The organism is Micromonospora sp. NPDC051924, assembly GCF_055586005.1.
The window spans coordinates 70,116-94,226 of sequence record NZ_JBVJJA010000005.1 but is presented as its reverse complement, the minus strand read 5'-3'; the positions used below and the strand labels follow the sequence as shown (position 1 = coordinate 94,226).

At 72.2% G+C, this 24,111-nt stretch carries 26 protein-coding genes; 6 read left to right on the top strand and 20 right to left on the bottom strand.

Going from position 1 to position 24,111, the window contains the following annotated elements:
* Window positions 1-15 precede the first annotated feature (15 nt).
* Window positions 16-735 carry an AIM24 family protein gene (locus ACZ6S5_RS05455; protein WP_465998019.1) on the top strand — a complete coding sequence of 240 codons (720 nt, stop codon included), beginning with the start codon at window positions 16-18 and terminating at the stop codon, window positions 733-735.
* Window positions 736-778: 43 nt separating this feature from the next.
* On the opposite strand, the gene pheA is transcribed toward ACZ6S5_RS05455, so the two are convergent.
* The 4 genes from pheA to ACZ6S5_RS05435 all read right to left on the bottom strand — a co-directional run bounded on the left by pheA (window position 779) and on the right by ACZ6S5_RS05435 (window position 3,823).
* On the bottom strand, window positions 779-1,735 hold the full coding sequence (pheA, locus tag ACZ6S5_RS05450; protein WP_465998017.1) for a prephenate dehydratase: 957 nt from the start codon (window positions 1,733-1,735) through the stop codon (window positions 779-781).
* Window positions 1,736-1,745: 10 nt separating this feature from the next.
* Entirely contained in the window at window positions 1,746-2,276 is a 531-nt protein-coding gene (locus ACZ6S5_RS05445) for a hypothetical protein (RefSeq protein ID WP_465998015.1), read from the bottom strand.
* 123 nt (window positions 2,277-2,399) lie between these two features.
* Window positions 2,400-2,855 carry a hypothetical protein gene (locus tag ACZ6S5_RS05440; RefSeq protein WP_465998013.1) on the bottom strand — a complete coding sequence of 152 codons (456 nt, stop codon included), beginning with the start codon at window positions 2,853-2,855 and terminating at the stop codon, window positions 2,400-2,402.
* 230 nt (window positions 2,856-3,085) lie between these two features.
* A complete protein-coding gene (locus tag ACZ6S5_RS05435; protein ID WP_465998011.1) occupies window positions 3,086-3,823 on the bottom strand; it encodes a hypothetical protein in 738 nt (245 codons plus the stop codon).
* A 160-nt stretch (window positions 3,824-3,983) separates the two neighbouring features.
* Between ACZ6S5_RS05435 and ACZ6S5_RS05430 the strand changes: the two genes are divergently transcribed.
* A complete protein-coding gene (locus ACZ6S5_RS05430) occupies window positions 3,984-5,198 on the top strand; it encodes an arginine deiminase (protein ID WP_465998009.1) in 1,215 nt (404 codons plus the stop codon).
* Between the two features lie 18 nt (window positions 5,199-5,216).
* Here the strand turns inward: ACZ6S5_RS05430 and ACZ6S5_RS05425 are convergent, their stop codons facing one another.
* The 12 genes from ACZ6S5_RS05425 to ACZ6S5_RS05370 all read right to left on the bottom strand — a co-directional run bounded on the left by ACZ6S5_RS05425 (window position 5,217) and on the right by ACZ6S5_RS05370 (window position 17,185).
* Window positions 5,217-6,101, bottom strand: a complete 885-nt coding sequence (locus tag ACZ6S5_RS05425) for a DUF5926 family protein (RefSeq protein WP_465998007.1) — start codon at window positions 6,099-6,101, stop codon at window positions 5,217-5,219.
* A 61-nt stretch (window positions 6,102-6,162) separates the two neighbouring features.
* Window positions 6,163-6,579, bottom strand: a complete 417-nt coding sequence (locus tag ACZ6S5_RS05420) for an ATP-binding protein (protein ID WP_465998285.1) — start codon at window positions 6,577-6,579, stop codon at window positions 6,163-6,165.
* A 66-nt stretch (window positions 6,580-6,645) separates the two neighbouring features.
* A complete protein-coding gene (locus tag ACZ6S5_RS05415; protein ID WP_465998005.1) occupies window positions 6,646-8,100 on the bottom strand; it encodes a sensor histidine kinase in 1,455 nt (484 codons plus the stop codon).
* A gap of 82 nt (window positions 8,101-8,182) precedes the next feature.
* A complete protein-coding gene (locus tag ACZ6S5_RS05410; RefSeq protein ID WP_465998003.1) occupies window positions 8,183-8,974 on the bottom strand; it encodes a glycerophosphodiester phosphodiesterase in 792 nt (263 codons plus the stop codon).
* 14 nt (window positions 8,975-8,988) lie between these two features.
* The gene (locus ACZ6S5_RS05405) at window positions 8,989-9,324 is read right to left on the bottom strand and encodes a rhodanese-like domain-containing protein (protein ID WP_262285078.1); all 336 of its coding nucleotides are present in this window, start codon (window positions 9,322-9,324) and stop codon (window positions 8,989-8,991) included.
* 29 nt (window positions 9,325-9,353) lie between these two features.
* Window positions 9,354-10,229, bottom strand: a complete 876-nt coding sequence (locus tag ACZ6S5_RS05400) for an LCP family protein (protein ID WP_465998001.1) — start codon at window positions 10,227-10,229, stop codon at window positions 9,354-9,356.
* A gap of 248 nt (window positions 10,230-10,477) precedes the next feature.
* Window positions 10,478-11,689: an LCP family protein gene (locus tag ACZ6S5_RS05395; protein ID WP_465997999.1), complete on the bottom strand. Its 1,212-nt coding sequence runs from the start codon at window positions 11,687-11,689 to the stop codon at window positions 10,478-10,480.
* A 210-nt stretch (window positions 11,690-11,899) separates the two neighbouring features.
* On the bottom strand, window positions 11,900-13,141 hold the full coding sequence (locus ACZ6S5_RS05390) for an LCP family protein (RefSeq protein ID WP_465997997.1): 1,242 nt from the start codon (window positions 13,139-13,141) through the stop codon (window positions 11,900-11,902).
* Window positions 13,142-13,215: 74 nt separating this feature from the next.
* Window positions 13,216-14,196: a UDP-glucuronic acid decarboxylase family protein gene (locus ACZ6S5_RS05385; protein ID WP_465997995.1), complete on the bottom strand. Its 981-nt coding sequence runs from the start codon at window positions 14,194-14,196 to the stop codon at window positions 13,216-13,218.
* 70 nt (window positions 14,197-14,266) lie between these two features.
* The gene (locus tag ACZ6S5_RS05380) at window positions 14,267-15,940 is read right to left on the bottom strand and encodes a solute symporter family protein (protein WP_465997993.1); all 1,674 of its coding nucleotides are present in this window, start codon (window positions 15,938-15,940) and stop codon (window positions 14,267-14,269) included.
* Window positions 15,918-16,286 carry a DUF485 domain-containing protein gene (locus ACZ6S5_RS05375; RefSeq protein ID WP_465997991.1) on the bottom strand — a complete coding sequence of 123 codons (369 nt, stop codon included), beginning with the start codon at window positions 16,284-16,286 and terminating at the stop codon, window positions 15,918-15,920. The genes ACZ6S5_RS05380 and ACZ6S5_RS05375 overlap by 23 nt, the downstream gene beginning before the upstream one ends.
* A 161-nt stretch (window positions 16,287-16,447) precedes the next feature.
* Window positions 16,448-17,185: a flavin reductase family protein gene (locus tag ACZ6S5_RS05370; RefSeq protein WP_465998283.1), complete on the bottom strand. Its 738-nt coding sequence runs from the start codon at window positions 17,183-17,185 to the stop codon at window positions 16,448-16,450.
* A 482-nt stretch (window positions 17,186-17,667) separates the two neighbouring features.
* On the opposite strand from ACZ6S5_RS05370, the gene ACZ6S5_RS05365 reads away from it, so the two are divergent.
* From ACZ6S5_RS05365 to ACZ6S5_RS05350, 4 genes are all read left to right on the top strand, one after another.
* Entirely contained in the window at window positions 17,668-18,453 is a 786-nt protein-coding gene (locus ACZ6S5_RS05365) for a helix-turn-helix domain-containing protein (protein ID WP_465997989.1), read from the top strand.
* Window positions 18,450-18,647: a DUF397 domain-containing protein gene (locus ACZ6S5_RS05360; RefSeq protein ID WP_465997987.1), complete on the top strand. Its 198-nt coding sequence runs from the start codon at window positions 18,450-18,452 to the stop codon at window positions 18,645-18,647. Before ACZ6S5_RS05365 ends, ACZ6S5_RS05360 begins: the two co-directional genes overlap by 4 nt.
* Entirely contained in the window at window positions 18,644-18,955 is a 312-nt protein-coding gene (locus ACZ6S5_RS05355; protein ID WP_465997985.1) for a hypothetical protein, read from the top strand. Before ACZ6S5_RS05360 ends, ACZ6S5_RS05355 begins: the two co-directional genes overlap by 4 nt.
* 354 nt (window positions 18,956-19,309) lie before the next feature.
* Entirely contained in the window at window positions 19,310-19,567 is a 258-nt protein-coding gene (locus tag ACZ6S5_RS05350) for a hypothetical protein (protein WP_465997983.1), read from the top strand.
* Window positions 19,568-19,751: 184 nt separating this feature from the next.
* Here the strand turns inward: ACZ6S5_RS05350 and ACZ6S5_RS05345 are convergent, their stop codons facing one another.
* From ACZ6S5_RS05345 to ACZ6S5_RS05330, 4 genes are all read right to left on the bottom strand, one after another.
* On the bottom strand, window positions 19,752-21,002 hold the full coding sequence (locus tag ACZ6S5_RS05345) for a hypothetical protein (RefSeq protein ID WP_465997981.1): 1,251 nt from the start codon (window positions 21,000-21,002) through the stop codon (window positions 19,752-19,754).
* Complete coding sequence (locus ACZ6S5_RS05340) at window positions 20,995-21,549, bottom strand: sigma-70 family RNA polymerase sigma factor (RefSeq protein ID WP_465998281.1); 555 nt, start codon at window positions 21,547-21,549, stop codon at window positions 20,995-20,997. Before ACZ6S5_RS05340 ends, ACZ6S5_RS05345 begins: the two co-directional genes overlap by 8 nt.
* Window positions 21,550-21,649: 100 nt before the next feature.
* Window positions 21,650-23,344 (bottom strand): ABC transporter permease, encoded by a 1,695-nt coding sequence (locus ACZ6S5_RS05335; RefSeq protein WP_465997979.1) that lies wholly within the window; start codon window positions 23,342-23,344, stop codon window positions 21,650-21,652.
* A complete protein-coding gene (locus ACZ6S5_RS05330; protein ID WP_465997977.1) occupies window positions 23,329-24,093 on the bottom strand; it encodes an ABC transporter ATP-binding protein in 765 nt (254 codons plus the stop codon). Before ACZ6S5_RS05330 ends, ACZ6S5_RS05335 begins: the two co-directional genes overlap by 16 nt.
* Between the last annotated feature and the right edge of the window lie 18 nt (window positions 24,094-24,111).

The window sequence follows — 24,111 nt, the reverse complement described above, 5'->3', positions numbered from 1 at the left end:
AGGAGGAAGAACCCCATGCGCAGCGCGCTGTTCTCCGCGGAGAACCTTGAGAAGGAGTCCCAGCAGCCGGGCATGCGGCTGCAGAACTCCAAGATGCTGAAGGTCGAGCTGAACGGCGAGGCGATGGCCCGCGTCGGGTCCATGGTCGCGTACCAGGGCCAGGTGCAGTTCCAGGCGCTCGGCTCCGGCGGCATCGGCAAGTTCATCAAGCAGCGGCTCACCGGTGAGGGCGTCCCGCTGATGAAGCTCAGCGGCCGGGGCGACGTGTTCCTCGCCGACCTCTCCAAGGACGTGCACATCATCGACCTGGAGCCCGGCGATGCGCTGTCCATCAACGGGTCCAGCGTGCTCGCCTTCGACTCCACGCTGAACTACGACATCAAGATGGTCAGCGGCATGGGCTTTGCGGCCTCCGGCCTGTTCAACTGCGTCTTCAGCGGCCACGGCCGGATCGCGATCACCACCAAGGGCACCCCGGTGGTGCTCAACGTGGACGCCCCGACCTACGTCGACCCGCAGGCCGCGGTCTGCTGGTCGGCCAACCTGCAGACCGGCTACCACCGGGCCGAGCAGCTCGGCCTGGGCACGCTGCTCGGCCGCAGCACCGGGGAGGCGTTCACCATGAGCTTCGCCGGCCAGGGTTTCGTCGTGGTCCAGCCGTCGGAGGAGGCGCCGGTGCAGGGCAGCGGGGCTCAGCAGCAGCAGGGTGGCCTGCTCGGCGGCCTGCTGCAGTGACCGTCGGGTGCGCGGTGCACCCGGGCGGGCGCCCCGCGCACTGTCAGCTCAGCTCGCCGGCGCGCAGCCGGGCCAGCCAGGCCGCCGCGTCGGCGTAGTCGGCGTCGGAGAGGCCGGCCGGTGCGGGGACCGGCCGGTCGCTCGCCGCCGGGCTCCAGCGGTGCCGGGGGTACGACCCGAGGAAGCGCACGTCCGCGCAGACCCGGCGTAGCCCCTGCAACGCCTCGCCGAGGCGTACGTCGGCGACGTGGCCGGTGCAGTCGAGGAAGAAGAAGTATCGGCCGAGCGCCTCCCCGGTCGGGCGGGACTCGATCCGGGTCAGGTTCACCCCGCGGACGGCCAGCTCCGTCAGCACGGACAGCAGCGCGCCCACCCGGTCGTGGGCGATGTAGACCGCCAGCGAGGTCACGTCGTCCCCGGTGGGCGGCGGGGGCGGGCCCGGGCGGGAGACCAGCGCGAACCGGGTCACCGCGTCCGGGTGGTCGGCGATCTTGTCGGCGAGCACGTCCAGCCGGTGCCGGGTCGCCCCGATCGGGGCGCAGATGGCGGCGCCGTACTCGCCGGTCGCGGCGCCCGCCGCGGCGGCGCCGTTGGAGAGCACGTCGACCACCGTCGCGTCGGGCAGGTGGTCGCGGAGCCAGTTGCGGCACTGGGTGGACGCCTGCGGGTGCGCCGCCAGGCTGCGGACGTCGGCGAGCGTGGTGCCCGGGCGGGCGGCGAGCACGAACTCCACCGGCAGGATCACCTCCCGGGTGATCACCAGTGGCTCCCCCTCGGCCAACTCGTCCAGGGTCACCCCGACCGCGCCGCCGATGGAGTTCTCCAGCGGCACCAGGGCGGCGTCCGCCTCGCCGGCCCGGACGGCGTCCAGCGCCTCGCCGACGCTGCGGGCCGGCGTGCGGCTGCCCCGTTCGGCGGCCGGCACCGTACGCAGTGCCTGCTCGGCGAAGGTGCCCTCGGGACCCAGGTAGACGAAGCGGGTCGGCGGTGTTCCCGGCATGACGACCAGCCTACGCACCCGGGGTGCCGTCGCAGGCCAGGGTCCGGATGCCGGGCGGGCCGGCGGCGCGTACCTCGACGGAGCAGACGTCCGTCCCGGCGGTGACCAGTTCCAGGGCGCTGGGCTTGCCCCGGGTGACCACCTGGAGCTCCTCGTGTCCGCTGACCGCCAGCACGGTGTACTGCCAGCCCCCGGCGCAGAGCGGTCCGGACCGGACGGTGACCCGTACGTCCCGGGGCAGCACGCCGCCCCGGCCGCGCAGCAGGGACACCACGCGGTCACCGGTCGGGCCGGCTGGGCAGGCCGTGGCGACCAGGTCGGAGGGGCTGGGGACGGGTACGGGAGCGGTGGGGGCGGTCGGCGGGGTGCTCGGCGTGGGGGTGGGTGTGACGGTGGGGGCGGCCGAGGCCGGGACGACCGGGGTGGCCGTCTGGCGCAACTCGGGCGGGGCGCCGCAGCCGGCAAGGGCCAGCAGGGCGACCAGCGCCACCGGGAGGTGCCGGTGGCGGGGGGTGGTGGGCTGGGCTGGGCTGGGTGACACGGTCCGATCCTCGGCATCGACGTACGCCGTTACGGCTGACTGGCCGAGCCCATCGTAGGAGGATCGCCCGATCGGGTGAAGGTCATGTGTGGATTTGTTGCCCGGCCCGCTCGTCGTCGCAGGTCAGACGCGGGAGAAGAAGGTGAGCGACCCGGCGACCTCGCCGTCGGTGAACACCGGGGTGGCGATGGCGTCGACGGTGGTGCCGGCGTCGTCGTCCGGCCCCTGGACCCGCAGCAACCCTCGGGCGAGCCGGCCGGAGTTCAGGGCGAGCAGCGGCGGGATCTTGTCGGATTCCTGTTCGGTCAGCTCGCTGGGCTGGGCGGTGAAGTCGACCAGGCGCAGCCCGCCCTCCAGCAGCGGCCGCCCGATCACGTCCTCCGGCGCCCCCAGGCAGAGCAGTTCGCAGCCGGACGCGGAGATCGCCACCACGGTGGTGTCGTCGTCGATCAGCAGGCAGGGCTCGGCGGCCCGGGAGACCGCCCCCGACCACTGCCCGAAGTTGTCGGACTCCTGCTCGGACGGGGTCCCCGACGGTGGGGAAAACACTTCCGAGAGCGAGAGTTCGACGTGGGCCACCGCGCCTCCTAGGTACACCGACGGTCTGTCCACGCTAGCCGGTCGTCACGGCGACCGCCCGACCGCGCTCGGTCCACCGGTCGCCGGTGCTGCCCGGGAACCCGGGACGTCGGCGGGATCGGGGACGGATGTCGGTGCGACGGGTGCCCGGTGTCGGGCGGCCGGCGACGGCGCGGCTGACGGAAACCGCGGGGGGCGGATCCGCGGACCGCGTGGCGTCGCCGGAGACGTTACCGCCGGGCGGCCCGCTTGTCAGCGGCCGTTCGGCCGTCCTCGTACCACCGGTAGTCGGCCGTTGGACGGTACGTGCCGTTGAGCCAGGTGGAGGGGGCCTGGGCGACCTGGGACAGCTTCTCGGCGGTGGCCGGGCTGATCCGGTTGCCCCCGGCGACGAGCAGGCGGTCCAGCTCCCGGTGGGTGGCCATCAGGCAGTCCTTGGGCAGGCCGTAGACGCTGATCACCCCGGAGCCGACGAAGGTCAGCACCGGGGAGACCGGGATCGGCAGCCCCACCGCGTCGGAGAGTGCCTTGCTCGCCCGCTTGGCGTCCCGGCGGGCCTCGGCCACATAGGGCGGACGCTTGCCGTTGATCTGCACCACGTCGCCGGCGACGAGCACCCGGGCGCGGCCGTGGTCGGCGATGGTGACCGCGAAGAGACCGCTCGGTCCGATGGCGAGGAAACCGGCCCGCTCGTCCTGACCGCGGTCGAGGAGGACGTCCGCAGCGTCCGTACGGGGCCACTCGATGACGTGCCAGGCGGGCCCGAGGTGGTCGAGCTGGCCGAGGGCGCGGGCCCCGGCCGCCTCCAGTCGACGGGCGCCCCGCTCGGCCCGGCGACGACGCGCCCACTCGAGGGGCGTCGGTCGGGCCGGTTCGAGCACCGAGGTGGACTCCACCCGGGGGTGGGGCATGGCGACGGTCGGCAGCGCCCGGGTGGGTACGGCTCGACGAGCGGGAAAGACAGTCATCGCGACCTCCGGCAAAAGGTCTCTCGAAGTTATGTCTCCACTACCCTACGTTGCCTACCCCGGGGCTCGGCAAGTTGGAGCGTCGGAATGAGTGCGGATGAATGCCATATTCATTCACACTTCTTTTCCCGGATGGTGCGGAAGCCTGTCCTACGCTGCGATGGTGACCCACTACGTGGACAGCGAGGTCGGTCGGCTCGGCACCGTGCTGCTGCACCGCCCCGGGCCGGAACTCGCCCGCCTCACCCCACGCAACAACGACTCGTTGCTCTTTGACGCTATCCCATGGGTGGGAAGGGCGCAGGAGGAGCATGACGCCTTCGCCGCCGCGCTGCGCGACCGCGGCGTGGAGGTGCTCTACCTCGCCACCCTGCTGGCCGAGACGCTGGCCGTGCCGGACGCCCGGGCCGAGCTGACCGAGCTGGTGCTCCGCTCGCCCCGGCTGGGCGACACGTTGCGCCGTCGGATCGCCGACCATCTCGCCTACCTCGACCCGGCCGCCCTCGCCGACGTCTTCATCGCCGGGCTCGCCCACGAGGAGCTGCGGATCGGCCGGGACCGGCCGGGCGGTCTGGTCTGGACCCTGATGGACCGGCACGACTTCGTCATCGACCCGCTGCCGAATTTGCTCTTCACCCGGGACTCGTCGGTGTGGATCGGGGACCGGGTCGGGGTGACCAGCCTGGCCATGACGGCCCGGCGGCGGGAGACCAGCCTCACCGACGCCATCTACCGGCACCACCCGCGCTTCGCCGGCACCGAGTTCGTCTATCACCCCGAGCTGGAGCACCTGGAGGGCGGCGACGTGCTGCTGCTCGCGCCGGGCGTGCTCGCCGTCGGCGTGGGCGAGCGGACCACCCCGGCCGGCGCGGAACGGCTCGCCCGGCAGGTGTTCGCCGCCGGCCTGGCCCACACCATCCTGGTCGTGCCGATCGCCCAGGAGCGGGCCACCATGCACCTGGACACCGTCTGCACGATGGTCGACGTGGACGCCGTCTTGATGTATCCGAACATCGCCAGCACGCTGTCGGCGTACACGGTCATCGCCGGGGCGGACGGCGACGAGCCCCGGGTGGACGGGCCGGCGCCGTTCCTGCGCGCCGCCGCCGACGCGATGGACCTGGACCAGCTCCGGGTGATCGACACCGGCCTCGACCCGGTCACCGCCGAGCGGGAGCAGTGGGACGACGGCAACAACACCCTCGCCCTGGCGCCCCGGCTCTGCGTGGGCTACGAGCGCAACGTGGAGACCAACGCCCAGCTGGAACGGGCCGGCATCGAGGTGATCGCGATCGCCGGCTCGGAGCTGGGCTCCGGCCGGGGCGGACCGCGCTGCATGTCCTGCCCGCTGGTCCGCGAACCGCTGCGCCGCTGACGACGGCGGGAGACCGGGTCAGCGCAGGGTGAGCTGGCGGCCGAGGAGGCCCTGCCGGGCCCGCCGGCCGGCCGCGTCCAGCGGCTCCTTCTCCTCCAGCGCCTCGGCGTACCGCTTGGCGAACTCGGTCGTCGGCTCCTCCCAGTCGGCGGCCGGGACATCCTCGGGCAGGTCCCAGACCGGCACCAGGCGGCCGTGCGCCCGGAACATGCCGGCGAAGCGGGTCTGCTCGCCGAGGGTCAGCGTGCCGGCCACGGCGAGCCGGGACAGCGCGTCCAGCGCCACGTCCTCGTCGTCCGGGAGCACCCAGCGCACGTGCGCCTTCTCCGGCACCTGGCACCAGTACGCGGCCCGGGCCGCCGCCAGCTTGACGGTCGGGTAGATCGCCGCGTTGGCCCGTTCCAGGGACGCCTGCACGGTCGGGTCGTCGGCGGCGCCCGGGTCCAGCCAGAACTCGAAGCCGTCGTGCATGGTGATCTCCAGCGGGCCGTCCACCAGGACGTCCTGCAGGCGCGGGCCCGGCCCGGGCAGCGGCGGCACACTCACCTGGCCGCCCGGCTCGGTACGCAGGGCGCAGAGCAGCGCGTCGGCCAGGTCCCGGGAGACGTCGCCGGACTGCTGGTGCCGCTGGAGGCCGATGAAGACCCGCCCGTCCGGCTTGGTCATCGCCGGGGCGGCCATCGGCAGCACGGTGGCCAGGGTGACCGGACGGTCGCCGTACTCCTCGACCAGCTCGGGGGTCAGCCGCAGCGGCGCGGAGGCGGCCGGGACCAGCTCGCGCAGGGCGATCCACTCCGGCTCGTCGACCAGACCCTCGAACGGTCGGGGCACGAAGACGTCGCGCACCTTCTCCCGCTTCGGGGTGGCTTCGGCGGCCCGCTGGCTCTTTCGACGCTTGCTCACGGCGAGTCAGCCTAGATGCCGGGCCGGACCCGGGTGGGCAGGACCCGCCCCCGGACGCCGGTCAACCCGCCACGACCAGGTCCGGCCGGGGCGCGGCGGTCGGGTCGAACTCGGCCCAGACGCTCTGCCCGAGGCCGTCCCGCTCGACGCCCCAGCGGCTGGCCAGCCCGGAGACGATGTGCAGGCCGCGCCCGTCGATCGAGTCGGGGGTCGACGGCCGAATCAGCGGACCCGAGGCCGACCCGCCGTCGGTGACCCGGAGCTGGACGGTCTGCCCGTCGTCGGAGGAGCGCAGCCGCCAGGCCACCCGGACCACGCCGCCGGGCAGCGGGTCCGCGTGGCGTACCGCGTTGCCGACCAGTTCGGCGAGGACCGCGACCAGGTCGGCCAGCAGGACCGGGGGTACGACGTCGGCCAGCTCGTCGGCGAGCCGGTGCCGGGCGAGGCGCGCGCCGGTCGCGTGGTGGGGCACCACCACACACCACGATCGTTCGGCCGAACCCGTCGCCACCGTCGTTCCTTCCACCCCGTGGGTGTGCCCAGGTCATCCCCGCGGCAGCCGCACCTCTGCGACCGTACCCCCACCGGCTCTCGGTCGGAGGGATACCCATCCATTCTGCTGTTCAACGATCTGGCGCACGAGATAGAGACCCAGCCCCGCCCCGGGGTAGCGCCGGCGGTCGCCGGACTCGCCCTGCCAGAACCGGTCGAACGCCCGTTCCACGTGCTCGGGGCGGATGCCGATGCCGCGATCGGCGACCCGGAACGAGACGGTCCGCTCGTTCGCCTCGGCGGTGACCTCGATCGGGGTGTCCGGCAGTGAGTACTTCCCCGCGTTGGTACTCAGCTCGGTGAGCACGGTGGCGAGGCTGTGCCGGTCGCCGAGCGCCTTGGGCAGGTCGTCGGGGAGGCCGAGGACGATCCGGTGCCGGACGTCGGCCGGCAGGTCGGTCACCGCGGTCCGCAGCGCGTCGCCGAGGTCGAACGGGGCGGCCGGCTCGCCGCCGGGCCGGTGCTCGGTGGCCGCGGTGAGCAGCCGGTCGACCAGCCGGGCGAGCTCGTTGGCGCGCTGACCGATGATCATGGCGGCCTGCCGCCGGTCGTCGTCGTTGAGCGACTCCCAGTGATCGGTGAGGGTGTCCGCGTACCCCTTGATCACGGTGACCGGGGTGCGCAGCTCGTGGCTGGTGACCGCGACGAACAGGTCCCGGTCGTGGTCACGGCGCTGCTGGTCGGTGATGTCCCGGAAGGTGACCACCCGCAGCGCGCCGGGGCCGGGCAGTTCGCCGGCGGTGATCCGCAGCCAGCGACCGTCCCGCAGCCGGTGGTCGAGCACCTGGCCGGACGGGGGCAGCGGGAACGGCAGCGGGCGGTTCAGCGCCTCGCCCGCCGGCCGGCCGGTCACCTCGGCGGCGGCCGGGTTCCAGAGCCGGACGTGGTGCTCCCGGTCCACCACCGCCAGGCCGTCGGCGAGCGCCGCCACCACCGGGCCGTCCCCGTGCACCGGCAGACCGGTCTGGTCGCCGTACATGTGGCCGATGCAGGCGGCGACGTACCCGATGACGGCCCGCTGGGACGCGTCGAGCGGTTCGCCCTCCGGATAGAGGGCGTGCAGGCTGCCCACGGTCAGGCCGCCGATCTCGGCGCGGGCGACGATCATCCGGCACAGTCCCCGCGCGGCCACCTCGACGGCGAGAGCGCCCGGGATGGCGTCCACCCGTACCTCGCGGACCGGGGGCCCGGAGAGCAGGCAGACGGTGGCCGGGTTGGTGGCCGGCAGGGGTCGGCCGACGACGAACTCGGCGCTGCCGGTCGCCGCGATCACCCGGCCACCGGTCGGGGCGAACTCCACCCAGACCAGGCCGGCGGCGCCGACGGCGGGCTCCACCACCCGGAGCAGCCGGGTCAGCACGGAGAGGCCGGACTCCCCGGCGTTGATCGAGGCGATCACGTCGGTGTGGCCGGCGATGAGGGCGCTGAAGTCGGTTCGCTCCGGCATGTCCCGAGTGTGCCGCGCCGACCGGTCCGGGGACACCCCCGGCCGGACGGGCGGGGCCGGCCGCCGGGTCGATCGGTCGGGCTCATCGGCCCAGCCGGGCCAGGGTCCGGGCGGGCCGGTCGGTGATCACGCCGTCCACCTCGGCGGCCAGCACCAGTTCCAGGTCCTCCGGCTCGTTCACCGTCCAGACGTAGACCTGGTTGCCGGCGGCCCGCAGCGCGGGCACGAGCTGCGGCCGGGCCCGGACCAGGCCGACCCCCGGCCCGGCGATCCGGGTGCCGAACGGCAGCCGGCCCAGTCGCAGCCAGCGCGGCAGCACCTCCAGCAGCAGCACCGTGGGCAGGCCGGGCGCGAGCTCGCGGATCCGGCGTAGGGCGAGCGGGGAGAAGGACATCACGGTCACCCGGACCCGGTCGTCCGGCCGCGGCTCGGCCAGCCCGTACCGGCGCAGCAGGGCGACCAGGCGGCGTTCCACGTCCCGGCCGTACCGGGCGGGGTGCTTGGTCTCGATCAGCAGCCGGACCGGGCGGCCGGCGGCCAGCACGGCGTCGAGCAGCCGTTCCAGGGTGAGCAGTCGGGTGTGCGAGTCGTCGAGCGGTTCGTCCCCGTCGGCGGACATCCCGCCCGGGTGCCAGGAGCCGAAGTCGAGTGCCTCCAGCTCGGCGAGGGTACGCGCGCTGACCAGCCCGTGACCGTTGCTGGTCCGGTCCAGCCGGCGGTCGTGCACGCAGACCAGGTGCCCGTCCCGGGTGAGCCGGACGTCGCACTCCAGCCCGTCGGCGCCTTCATCGAGAGCGCGCAGGTACGCGGCGAGGGTGTGCTCCGGCAGGTCGTACGAGGAGCCACGGTGCGCGAAGACCAGGGGGGTGGTCATGCCGCCGATCCGCCTCAGGCGACCCGGCCCGGCTGCCCGTCGTCGGTGACCACGGGCCGACCGGCTGCGGCCCAGTCGCCCATGCCGCCCTCGACGTTGCGTACCTGGTCCCAGCCGTTGCGCATGAGGTAAGCGACGACCTGCGCGGAGCGCCCGCCGGAGCGGCAGATCACGGCGACCTCGCGGTCGTCGGGCACCTCGGCGATCCGGGCCGGCAGCTCGGTCATCGGCAGGTGGTGGGCGGCCGGCGCGTGGCCGGCGGCCCACTCGTCGTCCTCCCGGACGTCGAGCAGGTAGACGTCGTCGGGCACGGCCGACGCGGGCACGCTGGGAACCTGGGGTCCGAACACGGCTACCAAGCCTAGCGATGCCCCGCCGGTCACAGTCGGTTGACCCAGCGGGGATTGGCGGCGACCCAGGCCGGCATCCGACCGCCCCGGACCGCGTCGAAGACCCCAGCGCCGCCGTTGTCCAGCACCACGTACGAGACCTCGTCGATGGTCTGCGGGTACGAGGGGACCTGTACCCCCCGGAGGGCGTCCGCGGGCAGCGACCGGAGCGCGAAGAGCAGGTCCTCCAGGGGTACGCCGTTGGTGTCCACGGTCAGCGCGCCGCCGACGGCCCGCAGCACCCGGTCCAGCTTGACCGGGTCGGTGCGCAGGTGCGCCTCGCCGGCCTTGTCGAGCACCGCGCGGAGCATCTGCTGCTGGTGCCGCTGCCGGTCGTAGTCCCCGTCGGGCAGGCCGTAGCGCTGGCGGACGTAGTCCAGCGTCCGGGCGCCGTCCATCTGCTGGCAGCCGGGGGTGAACAGGGTCTTGGTGTGGATGGACCGCACCTGGGTGTCGACGCACATCCGGATCCCGCCGAGCAGGTCGATGACCTGCTTGAACCCGGAAAAGTCGACCAGTGCGGCGCCGTCGAAGCGGATCCCGGTGAGCCGGGTGAGCGTGGCGGAGAGCAGCCGGGCGCCGGCCTCACCACCGCCGCCGTGCTCGTACGCCGCGTTGATCTTGTCCTGGCCGCCGCTGTAGCCGGGCGCCGCCGGGATGGCGACGAGCAGATCGCGCGGGATCGAGATCAGGTACGCCTGCCGCATGCCGGCCGGCACGTGCACGATCAGGATGGTGTCCGAGCGCTGGTCCTCGGGGTTGGCGCCGGGCCGGTGATCGGAGCCGATGAGCAGGTAGTTGAGCGGTTGCGACAGCTCGGTACGCCGCTCCCGCGCCGCGTCGGCGAGCAGTTGCTGCTTGGTCACCGAGCGGTCGTACCGGTTGGTGAGCCAGTGCAGCCCGGCGATGCCGAGCGTGGCGAGCAGGACCAGGGCGAGTCCGGCGCCGATCAGGAACCGAATCCAGCGGGCGGGTCGGCCCCGCCCGCGTCCGGTCCGTGCCGCCCTGGACGTGACACCCCTCCCCGCAGCCGTACGTGAGACCCGCTCACGTCAGCCTACGGGGAGGGGAGACCGGCGGTGGCCGCTTCGCCGCAGCTACCGCCGGGTCCGGGTCATTTCCGGGTGGAGAGGACGCCCGGGTTCGCCACCACGAAGTCGGCCAACTTGTCGTTCTTGACCGCCTGGAACATCTCTCTGCTCGTCTCGTTGAGCATCTCCCGGCCGCTGGCCGCAGTGGAGAAGTTGCCGCCGTTGGTGCGCAGGGTGACCAGGTCGTTCCCGGTCACGCCCTTGAGGGTGAAGATGAAATCCGCGATCGGCGCGCCGCCGGTGTCAAGGATGAAGGCCTTGCCGGCCGCCTTGATCAGCTGGTTCAGCTTGAGCGGGTTGGTCAGCATGCCCTTGTCGGTGGCCTTCTTCGCCATCGCCTTGATCAGCTGCTGCTGGTTCTGCTGTCGGTCGTAGTCGCCTCGGGGCAGGCCATAGCGCTGGCGGGCGTAGTCGAGGGCCTCCCAGCCCTCCATCTCCCGGCAGCCCTTCTTGTGCACCACCGGGCTCATCGGCTTGCCGGTCTTGCGGGCGTCCGCGTTCCACATTGGCTTGCCGTCGACCATCGACATGTGGTGCGACTTGACCTCGTGGCTCACGCAGATCCGGACGGTGCCGAGGGCGTCGATCACGTTCTTGAAGCCACCGAAGTTGATGATCGCGGCGCCGTCGAAGCTGATCCCGGTCATGTTCTTGATGGTCTTGGCCATCAGCCGGGCGCCACCTTCCCAGCCGCCGCCCTTCTGCGCACCGAAGTAGAAGGCCGCGTTGATCTTGTCGACGCCGCCCCCGTAGCCGGACTTCGGGTCCGCCGGGATCTGCGCCTCGGTGTCCCGGGGAATCGAGATCAGGTACGCCTGGTCGTGGCTGGCCGGGATGTGCAGGATGATGATCGTGTCGGAGCGGACGTTGTCCGCCGCCCAGCGCTCCCGGGCGTCGACGCCGAGCAGCAGCATGTCGATCGGGCCGTCGAGGCTGTTGCCGCCCTCGGCGTCGGACTTGCCCGCGTCACCGAGCAGGTTGCGCTGGGCGATCCCGCTGGTGGCCTGACCGATCAACGCCTTGCTGCCGACGATCGCGATGCCGCTGGTCATCATCAGCACCGCGCCGAAGATCAACGTGAGCCGGGCCCAGAGCGGATCCTTCCGCTTTGTCCGCTTCTTGGCTCCGCCGGGGTGGCGGCCGCCGGATCCGGGCTGGGTCGGAATGACCGGCGGCACCCGCCCGGGTGCTCCGGGATCCAGCGACTGGGGGCGATGGCTGGTATGAACCGGCATGCGTGCTCCAGCTCGATGATCGGGGGGCGGGACCACTGTACGTATCCGTTCCCGCCTTGGCGACCTCATCTGCTGGCCATTCCCGGTTTACCCGGCGCTCGTCCAGGTCTTCTGCCCAAACGGCTGAGAAAAGCAACCGGTCGGCGGTTGGCTCGTCGCGGGACGAGCCTTGACCACCGACCGGTTGTTGCGGTCGTGCCGGAAGGCTGCTCAGCCGCCGTCGCCCGTACCGTCCGCCGGCGGGTTGGCCTTCACCCAGTCACCCATCGTGTCCGAGGCGATGGCCTTGTACATCGCCAGCGCCTTCTCCCGGTCGGAGACCACCACCGACTGCCCGCCGACGTCCTGACCGCCCAGGTTGGGGCTGGTCAGGAAGGTCAGGTTCTCGCCGCGCAGGTTCCGGAACTCCAGCGCCATGTCGGTCACCGAGAAGTCCTTGTCCACCGTGACCGCCGCGGTGACCGCCTTGAGGAAATTGTTCAGCTTCTTCGGGTTGCTCAGCGTGCCGGTGCTCGCCGCCTTGTCCATCAGCGCCTTGAGGAACTCCTGCTGGTGGCGCATCCGGGCGAAGTCGCCGTCCGGGAACTGCTTGCGCTGCCGGACCCAGTCCAGCGCCTCGGCGCCGTTCATGTGGTTCACGCCCTTGGTGAACGTCCGGTACGGCTTGTGGATCGAGGTGATGGTCCGGTCCACCTTCAGGTCCACCCCGCCCAGGGCGTCGGTGACCTCCTTGAAGCCGGCGAAGTCGATGGCCATCACGTGGTCGATCCGGACGTCGGTGAAGCACTCCACGGTCTTCACCGCGAGCGGCAGGCCACCGAAGGCGAAGGCTGCGTTGATCTTGTTGCGCTGGCCGGAGTCGCAGGACGCGCCGGCGTTCTCCGGGATCGGCACGTACAGGTCACGCGGGATGGAGACCAGGTAGGCCGCCTTGTGGTCGGCCGGGACGTGCATGAGGATGATCGTGTCCGACCGCCACTTGCCGGAGGACTCGACCGGGGCGTCCGGGTCCCGGGAGTCGCTGCCCACCATGAGGATGTTCAGCGCGCCGTCGACCGTCTTGGCCGGCCGCCCCCCGGTGATCTCCGAGAAGGGGTCGGTCCGGGCCAGGTCGTTGTTGAGGCTGCGGGCGTAGAGCCACGCGCCCGCGCCACCGAGCAGCGCGAGCACCAGCACCGCGACGCCCGCCACCAGGCCGATCCGTCCCCAACGCGGGCGGGGACCACGCCGCCCCGGGCCGCCGGAGCCGCCGGACCCGCCGGGGCCGGACGGTCCACCCGGGCCGCCGGGTCCACCGGGGCGCGGCTTCGCCTCCTCGTACGCGGGGTACCAGCGGGCGTCGGTCGCACGGGCCCGCCCGGCGGAGCCCCGGTCGGGGCCGGGAACCGAAGCGCGGCCCGCGCTCCGACTCAGGTAGGGGAGCGGGGCGCCGGGAGACATGCTCGCTGACATGTAACCGAGGGTAAGTCGGTCGCACCAGTACCGCCGTCAGGCGGAACCGGGTGTCAGCCTCCTCCCAGCCCGGGTCAGTACCCTAGCCGCCCGCGGAAGTACTCGATCGTGCGTCGAAGGCCGTCTTCGGGCGTCACGCTCGGCTCGTATCCCAGCAGCTCACGAGCGAGGGTGAGATCCGGGCGGCGCTTCTCCGGGTCGTCGGCGGCGCGGGTGATGTAGCTCACCTCGGAGGCGCTTCCGGTGAGTGACACGATCGTCTCGGCCAGTTGCCGCATCGACATCTCGTGCTCGGTCCCGCAGTTGATCGGCCCGGTCTCGGTCGAGTCGAGCAGCAGCAGGATGCCCCGGACCAAGTCGTCGACGTAGCAGATCGAACGGGTCTGGTTGCCGGTGCCGTGCACCGTGATCGGCTCACCGCGCAGCGCCTGGGAGATGAAGGTCGGGATGGCCCGCCCGTCGTCCGGCCGCATCCGCGGCCCGTACGTGTTGAAGATCCGCACGATCGCCGTGTCGGTGCCCCGGCTCCGGTGGTACGCCATGGTGGCCGCCTCGGAGAAGCGCTTGGCCTCGTCGTAGACGCTCCGGATGCCGATCGGGTTGACGTTGCCCCAGTAGGTCTCGCGCTGCGGGTGCTCCTTCGGGTCCCCGTACGCCTCGGAGGTGGAGGCCATCAGGAAGCGGGCGCCGTCGGCGGTGGCCCGCTCCAGCAGGTGCAGGGTGGCGACCGAGCCGACCCGCAGGATCTCCACCGGCAGCTTCTCGAAGTCGGTGGGACTGGCCGGGGAGGCCATGTGCAGGATCGCGTCGAACCGCTCGGCGAGGGCCGGGTGGCCGGTCGGCAGGCCCTCGGAGATGTCCGCCTCGACCAGCGTGAAGGTCGGCGTGTCCAGCAGGTGGGCCACGTTGTCCTTGGAGCCGGTGACGAAGTTGTCCAGCACCACCACCGTGCAGCCACGCTCGATGAGCCGGTCGACCAGGTGGGACGGCACGAAGCCGGCGCCCCCGGTGACGAGGATCCGGTGTCCGGTGCCGAAACGGGTAGCGACCTTCATGCCGGCCAGCCTACTCAAGGCGACGGGTCGGAGCCGTCGTCGGCTCCGACCCGCCGCTTCGTGCGGTACGTCAGTGCGCGCCCGCGCCGGTGAGCGAGCGCACCTCCAGTTCCGCGTACTTCTCCTCGTCGTGCTCCTTGGAGACCAGGGTGCCGATCCAGCCGCAGAGGAAGCCGAACGGGATGGAGATGATGCCCGGGTTGGACAGCGGGAACCAGTGCCAGTCGTGCTCCGGGAACATGGCCGTCGGCGCCCCGGAGACCACCGGGGAGAAGAAGACCAGCACCACGGCCGCGAGCAGACCGCCGTAGATCGCCCAGACCGCGCCGGAGGTGTTGAACCGCTTCCAGAACAGGCTGTAGAGGATCGCCGGCAGGTTGCCCGAGGCGGCGACCGCGAAGGCCAACGCCACCAGGAAGGCCACGTTCAGGCTCTGCGCGAAGATCGACAGCACGATCGAGATCGCGCCGATGACCAGGGCGGAGACCCGGGCCACCGTCACCTCCTGCCGCTCGGAGGCCTGCCCGTTCTTGATCACGTTGGCGTAGAAGTCGTGCGCCAGGCTGGACGAGGAGGCCAGGGTCAGGCCGGCGACCACCGCCAGGATGGTGGCGAAGGCGACCGCCGCGATGATCGCCAGCAGGGTCGCGCCGCCCAGGCTGCCGCCGAAGAAGTCCCGGCCCAGCGCCTCGGCGAGCTGCGGCGCGGCGGTGTTGCCGGCCTTGTCCTGCGCGGTGATCGCCTTGCCGCCGACCAGGGCCGCCGCGCCGAAGCCGAGGGCCAGGGTGAGCAGGTAGAAGGTGCCGATGATGCCGATCGCCCAGAGCACGCTCTTCCGCGCCGCCTTGGCGGTCGGCACGGTGTAGAAGCGGATCAGGATGTGCGGCAGGCCGGCGGTGCCGAGCACCAGCGCGATGCCCAGCGACAGCAGGTCCATCTTGCTGTAGAAGGTCTTCAACGCGTCGCCGGGCGTCTCGACGCCGTACCGCAGGCCGGGTTCGAGGAAGTTGGCTCCCTTGCCGGAGGCGGACGCGGCGTCGCCGAGCAGCGAGGACAGGTTGAACTTGTACTTCGCCAGGACCAGCAGCGTCATCACGATCGCGCCGGTCATCAGCAGGAACGCCTTGACGATCTGGACGTACGTGGTGCCCTTCATGCCGCCCACGGTGACGTAGATGATCATCAGGGCGCCGACCATGATGATGGTGGCCACCTTCGCGGTGTCCGCGTCCATGCCCAGGAAGGTGGTGCCCGGCTTGATGCCGAGCAGCAGGGCGACCAGCGCGCCCGCGCCGACCATCTGGGCCAGCAGGTAGAAGATCGAGACGGTGATGGTGGAGACCGCCGCCGCTGTCCGGACCGGGCGCTGGCGCATCCGGAACGCCAGCACGTCGGCCATCGTGTACCGGCCGGAGTTGCGCAGCAGTTCGGCGACGAGCAGCAGCGCCACCAGCCAGGCGACCAGGAAGCCGATCGAGTAGAGGAAGCCGTCGTAGCCGTACAGCGCGATGATGCCGGCGATGCCGAGGAAGGACGCGGCCGACATGTAGTCGCCGCCGATCGCCATGCCGTTCTGGAAGCCGGAGAAGGAGCGGCCGCCGGCGTAGAAGTCGGTGGCGGTCTTGGTCTGCCGGCTGGCCCAGACCGTGATGGCCAGGGTGACCGCGACGAAGATCAGGAACAGCGTGATGGTCAGGTTGCGGGCGGTGGTGCCGCTCGCCTCAGCCGCGAGGACCGTGTTCATGGGTCACCTCCCCGATCTCGGCGCGGATCCGGTCGGCGACCGGGTCGATCCTGCGGTCGGCGAACCGGGCGTAGAGCCAGGCGATGACGAACGTGGAGACGAACTGGAGCAGGCCGAAGACGAGGGCGACGTTGACGTTGCCGAAGAGCTTCGTGCCCATGAAGCCCCGCGCGTACGCGGAGAGGATGACGTAGAGCGCGTACCACAGGAAGAACGCGACGGTCATCGGGAAGATGAAGCCGCGCAGCGTGCGCCGCAACCCGGCGAACTCGTCCGACCGTTGTACGGCCAGGTAACGCTCCGCTGCGGACTCGGCCGGCGCGGACGCTGGTGTGTCCGTGGACATCTGTGGATCACCACCTTCGCAGACGTGGGGATTTTCGCGCACGGTAGAGAGCGCGCTCCCAGCCCGGAAAGGTGCAGATCGACCACGGCGGACGGCTGCGCCGAACGGTCGGCCCCCTGCGCCGAGTGACCCAGGTCACTCCGCTCACCGGCGGGACCGGGTCAGCTCAGCTCGCGGTAGCGACCCCGGTAGTGCAGCAGCGGGTCGGTCTCCTCGGCCAGGTCGACCGTCTCGATGGTGGCCTCGACCAGCAGACCCCAGCCGTACTCCCGGGCGGTGTCGAGCCGGCACCCGGCCCACCCGCCGGCGTCCGACGGGACCGGCCCGTACGGCGTCTCGGTCCACGGGTCGATCGCGAAGAGCCCGCCGGGGGACGGGAAGAGGCCGGCGAAGCGGTCGGCGAGCTGCCGGTGCGGCGGGCCGAGCGGCGCGACCGCGAACCGGCCGGCCTGCTCGACGGCTGCCCACAGGTCCGACTCCGGGTCGATCAACCCGAGCAGCCGGTCCGGCTCCCCCTCGGCGACCAGGGTGGACGAGACGGTCAGCCCGGCCGGACCGGGCGCGGTCCAGAGCGTCACCGGGGCGGCCAGCCGACCACGCAGCCGGCGTGTCGGCGAGCGCTGTCCGGCCGGCACCGCGAACGGGTCGGTGTGGTGGATCTCGGCCCCCGGTTCATGATTCACGTGAAACATTGTGCCGCCCCGCCCCCGCGCCCAACCCAGGAAGCGCCGGTGCAGGCCGGCCGGGTGGCCGAGCTGCTCGCCCGCCTCCGCCATCAGCCCACCCAGGTAGACCAGCAGCGCGGTCCGGTCGTGCCGGTACTCGACCAGCAGGGCGAGCCGGGCCGGCTGGCACGGCCAGTGCGCCCCGCACCCTCGGCACCGCCACAACGGCCGCATCGGCAGGTGCGCCCGCCGGCCGCTCCGGTCGGTGGTCACCATCGGCCGCCGTTCGCGCGCCAGGCCTGCGCGGGGGTCAACCAGCCGGCTCGGCCAGGTCGCGGCAGGGCGACCGTCGGCTGGGTCGCCCAGGCCGGTGCGGCGTTCGACCGGGTTGGACCTGGTGCGCCGCCCTGGGGCGGCGGCGTGACTCTCCGGTACGGCGGCGCGGCGGCCGCCGAGGGCCGGGCGCTCCTCCGGCACGAGCGCGTGGCGGCGTTCCCGCGGCGGCGGAACAGGGCGAACATCCGGTGCCTCCTCTGGTCGGAAGGGGTCGCCCCGGCCGGGGGAATGGCCGGGGCGACCCGTCGCAGGACCGGCCGCCGGGTCGTCGCCTCCACCGGCCGGGCCGCGTGTCTCCACCCTGGACGCGGGTGCGGCGACAGGGGAGGATGCCAGGGCTTACTACGGAGCGCGGTCACGTACTTACCGGAGAGGTAAGGATGAACATCGAGATGTGGATCCGGGCGCTGAAAGCCGCTCGGGCCGGCGCGGACGTCTCCCAGGAAGGGCTGGCCGGGCTGATCAAGTGGAGTCCGTCCACGGTCGCCGCGATCGAGACCGGCCGCCGGCGGCCGACCATGGAGTTCGCCGTCGCCGCCGATCAGGCCCTCGGCACCGGCGGCCTCCTCGCGGGTCTGCTCACGGAGGACGAGGGCGATCGGTCACCGTCCTGGTTCCTGCCGTGGCAGGGCTATGAAGATCAGGCAGTGCTGCTCCGCAACTTCGAGCCATGTGCGGTTCCCGGGCTTCTTCAGACCGAGGACTACGCCCGAGCCATCTTCACGGCCGGCAGGCTCTACCGGAACGACCGTGTGGAGGAGTTGCTGAACCTTCGAATGCGCCGCCAGCAGGTGCTTGACAAGGACTATCCGCCGGAATGCGTCTTCATCATCGATGAGAGTGCACTTCGCCGATCAATCGGCGGGCCGGCGGTGATGGATCGTCAGTTCGGCCGGCTCGTGGAAGCAGCCGAGTATCCGCAGGTGCGTCTGCATGTGCTGCCTCTCCATGTCGGCGCCCATGTCGCGCTCGGTGGCGGCTTTGCGATCGCCGAGCTGCCCAGCAAAGAGCATGTGCTCTGCCTAGATAACCCGGCCCGAGGCCAGATAGCCGATCATCCGGAGTGGATTAGCGTGATGCTGCGCAAGTGGGAGATTCTGCTCGGCGAGGCCCTGTCCGAGCGGGCTTCGCTCGATCTGATCAACAAGTTGAAGGTGACGCCATGAACGACTCGGTGCCAAGGTGGCGCAAGTCGACCCGGTCTGACAACGCTGGCAACTGCGTCGAGGTGGCGGGCAACCTGCCCGGGGTGGTGCTGGTCCGGGACAGCAAGGACAGGTCCGGCCCGACGCTCACCTTCTCCCCGGACGCCTGGCGCGGCTTCCTGTCCGCCGTCCCGTCCGTCCGGACGGGTGGATGACGGCCGAGGAAACCGTCTCGGGCCGGGTCTTCGCCCGGCACGCCCGGGCGTTCCTCGAACTGCTCAGCCACTACCTCGGCTGCGCCTTCGACGAGACCGACTGGGAGACCGTCGCCCTCGGCATCGCCGGCACCGACGATGGCGACTCGACCCGCTGGTACGACCACCCGCTCGGCGAGACCGTCACCGTCTGGCTCGCCGAGGCGCCTGGCAGCGACGTCGTCTCCGTACGCGTGACCGGGCTGCCGGAGCACGACCTGGCCCTCCGTGCGGAGACCCTGCTCGACGCCTACGCCCACGTGCCCTGACGCCATGAGCACCCACGAGTTGAGCTACGCCGGGCCGGTGCTTCCAAGCGGTACACCTCGTGGCGGCGCGGCGAGCATCGGCGGGAACGGGCTGTGCTGCGGCTGATTTACCGGTACGAACCCGACCTGGTGCCCCGACCGTTGCGCGCCGACCTGCCCGACGCAATCCGCCCGACGCCGCCGACGACCAGGCCCGGCGACTGTTGGCCCTGCTGCACGACGACGGGTGACCGCAGCGACGGCCGGGCCCGTCAAGGTCACGCCCGATCCGCGGAACCGTGGCCTCTCCCTGAGTCGGCGGCCACCACATCCTTGCGGCGGATGAGGCATGCGCGGCCCGGCTACCGTCCGGGCATGTCGTTCGTGTCGCCGCAGCAGCTCGCTCAGGACCGTGTCATCAGCGTCGAGGCCATCCTCGGCGGCCAGGTAGACCTGCGCGCCTACCCCCACCGACACCTCGTCCTGGTGGCCCGCCACTCCTTCCGTCGTAACGCCTTCCCCCCGCTCATGGAGGGGGTCGAGCACCTGTCGAACTACGGGTGGGAACTGGTCAACATCACCTCCGTCGGGGAGGGTCACAACCTGTACGCCGCCATGCGCCGGACGGCCTGACCGGTCGGCCCGCGAGGTGCGGATCGGACCTATCGCGGCGAGCTCCGGGGCAGCGGAACGACTTTCGCGGCTTCGACGACGGGCATCGGCCCATTGTGCCGCTGGCTACCCAGCCCGGCTGGGCGACGTACGCCCGGCAGCCCGTCCGAGGCAGGCTGCCGGGCGCGCGTGAGCCGGGTGGTTGTCAGTCGGTCACGACGAGGTCGCCCGTGAGCGTGTTGTCCTTCTCCTCGCCCTTCGGTTCCGGATAGGGCAGGTCGCCGCGCTCGTGCCAGGACACCTTGGCCGAGTACGTCCCGACCACGCCGCTGCCCACCCGCGACCGCTGAACCGAGACCGGCAGGTCGAGAGTCGCGGTGTCGTCAACCGCCAGCGCCGTCAATCGGCAGGTGTAGCTGGTGCCCATGCTGAATGCGAAGCGCGTGCAGTTCGAGGGCAACCGGGTGACCTCGAATCCCGGTGGAAGGGTGACCTTCACCTCCGGGGCCGTCGCCCGCTGAGGTCCGTGGTTCTCCACCTTGAGACGCAGCGCACCGGTCGCCCGGTCCGCGTCGGCCGGGGTGAGCCGCAGTTCGCCGCCACTGACGGCCAGGTCCGTGATCCGCGGGTTCGCCGGAAAGGCGGTAGGCCCTCCCGTCTGCTCGAAACTCGCGCCGGACCAGGAGTAACTTCGCCACTGGCGCTGGGCGAGACTGTCCGCGACGCCGTCCCCCCGGTAGTCGACCACCTGCACCTCGACGGCTCGTCCGTCGGGGCGGATCGAGCGGATGCCCGCGATGTCACCGGCCTGCCCGACCACGAGTCCGATCGTCACGATGGCTCCGGCCCGGTTCCGGTCGAAGGCCAGGACACGTGACTCGCTGATCTCCAGCCCGCTGCAGTTGAGCAGCGCGGCCGTCTCCTGGGCGCCGTCGCGATCGAGGTCGGCGTGGATGACCTGGAGAATTCTGACCTCCAGTTCCGCGTCGGCCGAGCGCCTGGCGCGTCCGTCAGCGAACCGGACCTGACCGGCCGGGCATTCGTCCCGCAGGTACGCCGGCCAGGGCGGCAGGTCGAGGGTGGCGTTCCCGAGGTTCTTCTCCGTTATCCCGCCATCGGGGGGTGGCGCGGCGGGTGGCGGTGGCACCGACGGGCTCGCGCAGAGGATGGTGAACGCCGAGTCGCAGATGGCCGGCCTTGTGGTGGCGGGCGGGGTGGGCGTGGGGGTCCCGGCCGGCGGCGCCGGAGGCCCGTGATCGAGCCAGGTGTCGGCGAGCACCGGGGTGGCGACCAGTGTCACCACCAGCACGCCGGCGGCGGCGGCGACCCGGACCGTACGGCGGCGGCGGGCGACCTCGCGCGCGGCCGCGGCCCCGGGCGGCGCCACCAGCGGCCCTCCAGACGTGTAGGCGACGAAGAGGTCGTCCAGGTTCGATGCGTTGTCGTGCTCAGACATGAGGCTCCTCCGTCCGTGCGTCGGAGAGTGCGGTGGCGAGCGCGACACGGCCCCGGTGCAGCCACGACTTCACCGTTCCGGGAGCGACCCCCTCCTGATCGGCGATCTCGGCGATGCTCAGGTCGGCCACGTGGAACAGCACGACGGCTCGCCGGTGGCTCTCGGGCAGGGTGGCCAGTGCGCGGGCCAGCGCCACGCGGTCCGGGCCGGGCCCTTCGACCACCTCGTCGCGATGGAACCTCGCGTGCGCGCGGGCGGCCCGCAGCCGGCGCCAACGGTTCCGCGTCACGTTCATGGCGACCGTACGGACCCAGGCTGCGGGCCGGTCGTACCGGGCGAGCCGGTCCCAGCGTGTCCAGGCGCGGCTGAACGCCTCCTGCACCGCGTCCTGCGCCTGGCCGAGGTCGGCCGTGTACGCGTACAGCTGGAGCATCAACGGCTGGAAGTTCGCCGCGTAGAACTCCTCGAAGGTGTCACCCACGCCCCCCGTGGCCGTGGGTGACCGCTCTGCCCGGGCCTCGCCGGGGTCGTGCTCCCGCACCATCACGCTGGCGCCTCCCCTGCTGCTCCGCCGCTCGACCACGGCTCTGCCCAGCACACCCCGAGCGGAGGGTGCAGGTTGCAGCCGATCGACTGTCGCCTTTGAGTCAGCGACGAGGGGTGACGGCGGAGAGCAGCTCCGGCTGACGTCGGTCCAGCACGTCCCCGGCCAGGTACGAGCCGAGCAGCGCCGCGCCCACCCCGTAGGCCAGGCCGACCGGCAGGGCCAGCCAGAGCCAGGCGCCGCCGAGCAGCGCTGCCGCCACCCCCACCGGTGCCGCCGCCACCACCGAGGCAACCATGGACAGCAGCGTGAGCAGGCCCTTCGCCGCCCCGGCGCCGCTGTTCATGGCGAACGGGTTGCTCGTCTCGGGCAGCGCGTACCCGCCGAGCACCGAGACGAAGGCGTTGATCGACAGCCCGACGCCGTACGCGGCGAACAGCGCGCCGGCCATCACGCCCAGCCAACCGGGCCGTCCCAGCAGGGTGGCCAGGATGATCGCGACCGCGCCCAGGATCGGCACCACGTAGAGCGAGAACGCGGTCATCCGGGCCCGCAGCTCCAGCCGCCCCGGCACGCCGGCCACCACGTTCGCCGCGTACGCGTTGCCGTCGAAACCGAACTGGTTGGCCAGGGTGACCGAGGCGACCACCCCGACGAAGATCATCGACAGGCTGAGCCGCATCGGCGAGGAGTAGGAGGCCGTCCCGTCGAACGCCTGCCCGCCGTCCTCGACGAGCCGGGAGCCGCCCAGGTTGACCATCACCGGCACGAACACGCCCACCACCGCGATGGTGATCAGGTTGGCCCGCCGCCGCGCGTCCCGCCACCAGTAGCGGCACTCCCGCGCGACCAGCGCGCCGAACCGGTCCCGCCGGGCCCAGCCGACCGCTCCCGGAAAGAGCTGGGCGACCGGCCCGCCGGCCGGGCCGCGCCGCTGCCGCGACGGGCCGGCGCTGGCCGCGCCGACCATCGCCGACTCCAGCGTCCGGGACCACCAGAACAGCAGCGCCCCGAGCGCCGCCGCGGTGATCAGCAGCTTGACCACGGCGGCCCAGGCCCGGCCCTCGGCCACCTCGACCCCGGCGGTCCACGGTGCCCCGAACGGGGTCCAGCCCACCACCCAGGCCGCCCCGGTCAACCGGTCCCAGTCGGCGCGGCGGACCGCGGCGATCACCGCGATCTGCAACGGCCCGAGCAGGGCGGCGAGCACCGCGAGCAGGACGGCGGCCAGATCGCGTACCCGGCGGGACCGGAGCATGGTGGCGAACGCGCTGGTCACCGCGCGGGCGGCGGCCACGCAGAGCAGCAGCCCGCCGACGATCCCGAGCATCGAGACCAGGGCGGCCGGCCACCCGCCGAGCGCTCCGGCGGCGACCACCAGGCCGGACACCGCGAGCAGCGTCGCCAGCACCGGCACGCTGACCAGCGCGGCCGCGAACAGGCCGACGACCAGCGTGCGGCGGCGCAGCGGGAGCAGCGCGAACCGGGCCGGGTCCAGGGTCTCGTCCACGCCGAAGAAGACCAGCGGCAGCAGCAGCCAGCCGAGCACCAGCAGCCCACCGCCGAAGGCGGCGGTCAGCAGCGCGAACCGGGGCTCGCCGGCCAGGCCGGGCGCGGCGAGGGCGAAGAAGGCGCTGGTGGCGACCCAGAGCCCGAACAGCACCCCGACCACGAAGAGCACGATCCGCCAGCCCTGGCCGCGGAAGTTGTTGCCCAGCACCCGCAGCTTGAGCCGGACGAAGTGCCGGGCCGAGACCCGCCGCGCCGGACGGTCCCGTGCGGTCACCGGGACAGCCACGACAACTCCTCACCCGTCGCGGTCCGCCCGCCGACCACCTCGACGAAGACCTCCTCCAGGGAACGGTCGCCGCGCACCTGGTCGAGCGTGCCGACCCGGGTGATCCGGCCCTGCGCCAGGATCGCCACGTGCGAGCAGAGCCGCTCAACCACCTCCATCACGTGGCTGGAGAAGACCACCGTGCCGCCGCCGACCACGTACCGGTGCAGGATGTCCCGGATCAGCGCGGCCGAGACCGGGTCGACCGCCTCGAACGGCTCGTCGAGCACCAGCAGCCGGGGGCCGTGCAGCAGCGCGCAGGCCAGGCCGATCTTCTTCTTCATGCCCGCCGAGTAGTCGACCACCAGGGTGCGGCCGGCGTCGGTGAGCGCCAGCACGTCCAGCAGCTCCGCCGCCCGCTGGTCGACCACCGCCGGGTCCATCCCGCGCAGCAGACCGTGGTACGCCAGCAGCTCCGCCCCGCTGAGCCGGTCGAAGAGCCGGACCCCGTCGGGCATCACGCCGAGCAGGCTCTTGGCCCGGACCGGGTCGGTCCACACGTCGTACCCGAGCACCCGCGCGTGGCCGGCGTCGGGCCGCAGCAGGCCGACGGCCATGGAGAGGGTGGTGGTCTTGCCGGCCCCGTTCGGACCGAGCAGCCCGTAGAACGAGCCGGTCGGCACGTCCAGATCGACCCCGGCGACCGCCACCTTGCTGTCGAACCGCTTGGCCAGGCCACGGAGGGACAGCGCCGGGTGCTCATCGGTCATGACCCGAACCTAGCCCGG

Bases quoted from the DNA above. Each gene is read 5' to 3' on its own strand.
- ACZ6S5_RS05455 (WP_465998019.1), top strand. From the start codon at position 16: ATGCGCAGCGCGCTGTTCTCCGCGGAGAACCTTGAGAAGGAGTCCCAG.
- pheA (WP_465998017.1), bottom strand. From the start codon at position 1,735: ATGCCGGGAACACCGCCGACCCGCTTCGTCTACCTGGGTCCCGAGGGC.
- ACZ6S5_RS05435 (WP_465998011.1), bottom strand. From the start codon at position 3,823: ATGACTGTCTTTCCCGCTCGTCGAGCCGTACCCACCCGGGCGCTGCCG.
- ACZ6S5_RS05430 (WP_465998009.1), top strand. From the start codon at position 3,984: ATGGTGACCCACTACGTGGACAGCGAGGTCGGTCGGCTCGGCACCGTG.
- ACZ6S5_RS05415 (WP_465998005.1), bottom strand. From the start codon at position 8,100: ATGCCGGAGCGAACCGACTTCAGCGCCCTCATCGCCGGCCACACCGAC.
- ACZ6S5_RS05410 (WP_465998003.1), bottom strand. From the start codon at position 8,974: ATGACCACCCCCCTGGTCTTCGCGCACCGTGGCTCCTCGTACGACCTG.
- ACZ6S5_RS05395 (WP_465997999.1), bottom strand. From the start codon at position 11,689: ATGCCGGTTCATACCAGCCATCGCCCCCAGTCGCTGGATCCCGGAGCA.
- ACZ6S5_RS05390 (WP_465997997.1), bottom strand. From the start codon at position 13,141: ATGTCAGCGAGCATGTCTCCCGGCGCCCCGCTCCCCTACCTGAGTCGG.
- ACZ6S5_RS05385 (WP_465997995.1), bottom strand. From the start codon at position 14,196: ATGAAGGTCGCTACCCGTTTCGGCACCGGACACCGGATCCTCGTCACC.
- ACZ6S5_RS05380 (WP_465997993.1), bottom strand. From the start codon at position 15,940: ATGAACACGGTCCTCGCGGCTGAGGCGAGCGGCACCACCGCCCGCAAC.
- ACZ6S5_RS05375 (WP_465997991.1), bottom strand. From the start codon at position 16,286: ATGTCCACGGACACACCAGCGTCCGCGCCGGCCGAGTCCGCAGCGGAG.
- ACZ6S5_RS05370 (WP_465998283.1), bottom strand. From the start codon at position 17,185: ATGCGGCCGTTGTGGCGGTGCCGAGGGTGCGGGGCGCACTGGCCGTGC.
- ACZ6S5_RS05365 (WP_465997989.1), top strand. From the start codon at position 17,668: ATGAACATCGAGATGTGGATCCGGGCGCTGAAAGCCGCTCGGGCCGGC.
- ACZ6S5_RS05360 (WP_465997987.1), top strand. From the start codon at position 18,450: ATGAACGACTCGGTGCCAAGGTGGCGCAAGTCGACCCGGTCTGACAAC.
- ACZ6S5_RS05355 (WP_465997985.1), top strand. From the start codon at position 18,644: ATGACGGCCGAGGAAACCGTCTCGGGCCGGGTCTTCGCCCGGCACGCC.
- ACZ6S5_RS05350 (WP_465997983.1), top strand. From the start codon at position 19,310: ATGTCGTTCGTGTCGCCGCAGCAGCTCGCTCAGGACCGTGTCATCAGC.
- ACZ6S5_RS05345 (WP_465997981.1), bottom strand. From the start codon at position 21,002: ATGTCTGAGCACGACAACGCATCGAACCTGGACGACCTCTTCGTCGCC.
- ACZ6S5_RS05330 (WP_465997977.1), bottom strand. From the start codon at position 24,093: ATGACCGATGAGCACCCGGCGCTGTCCCTCCGTGGCCTGGCCAAGCGG.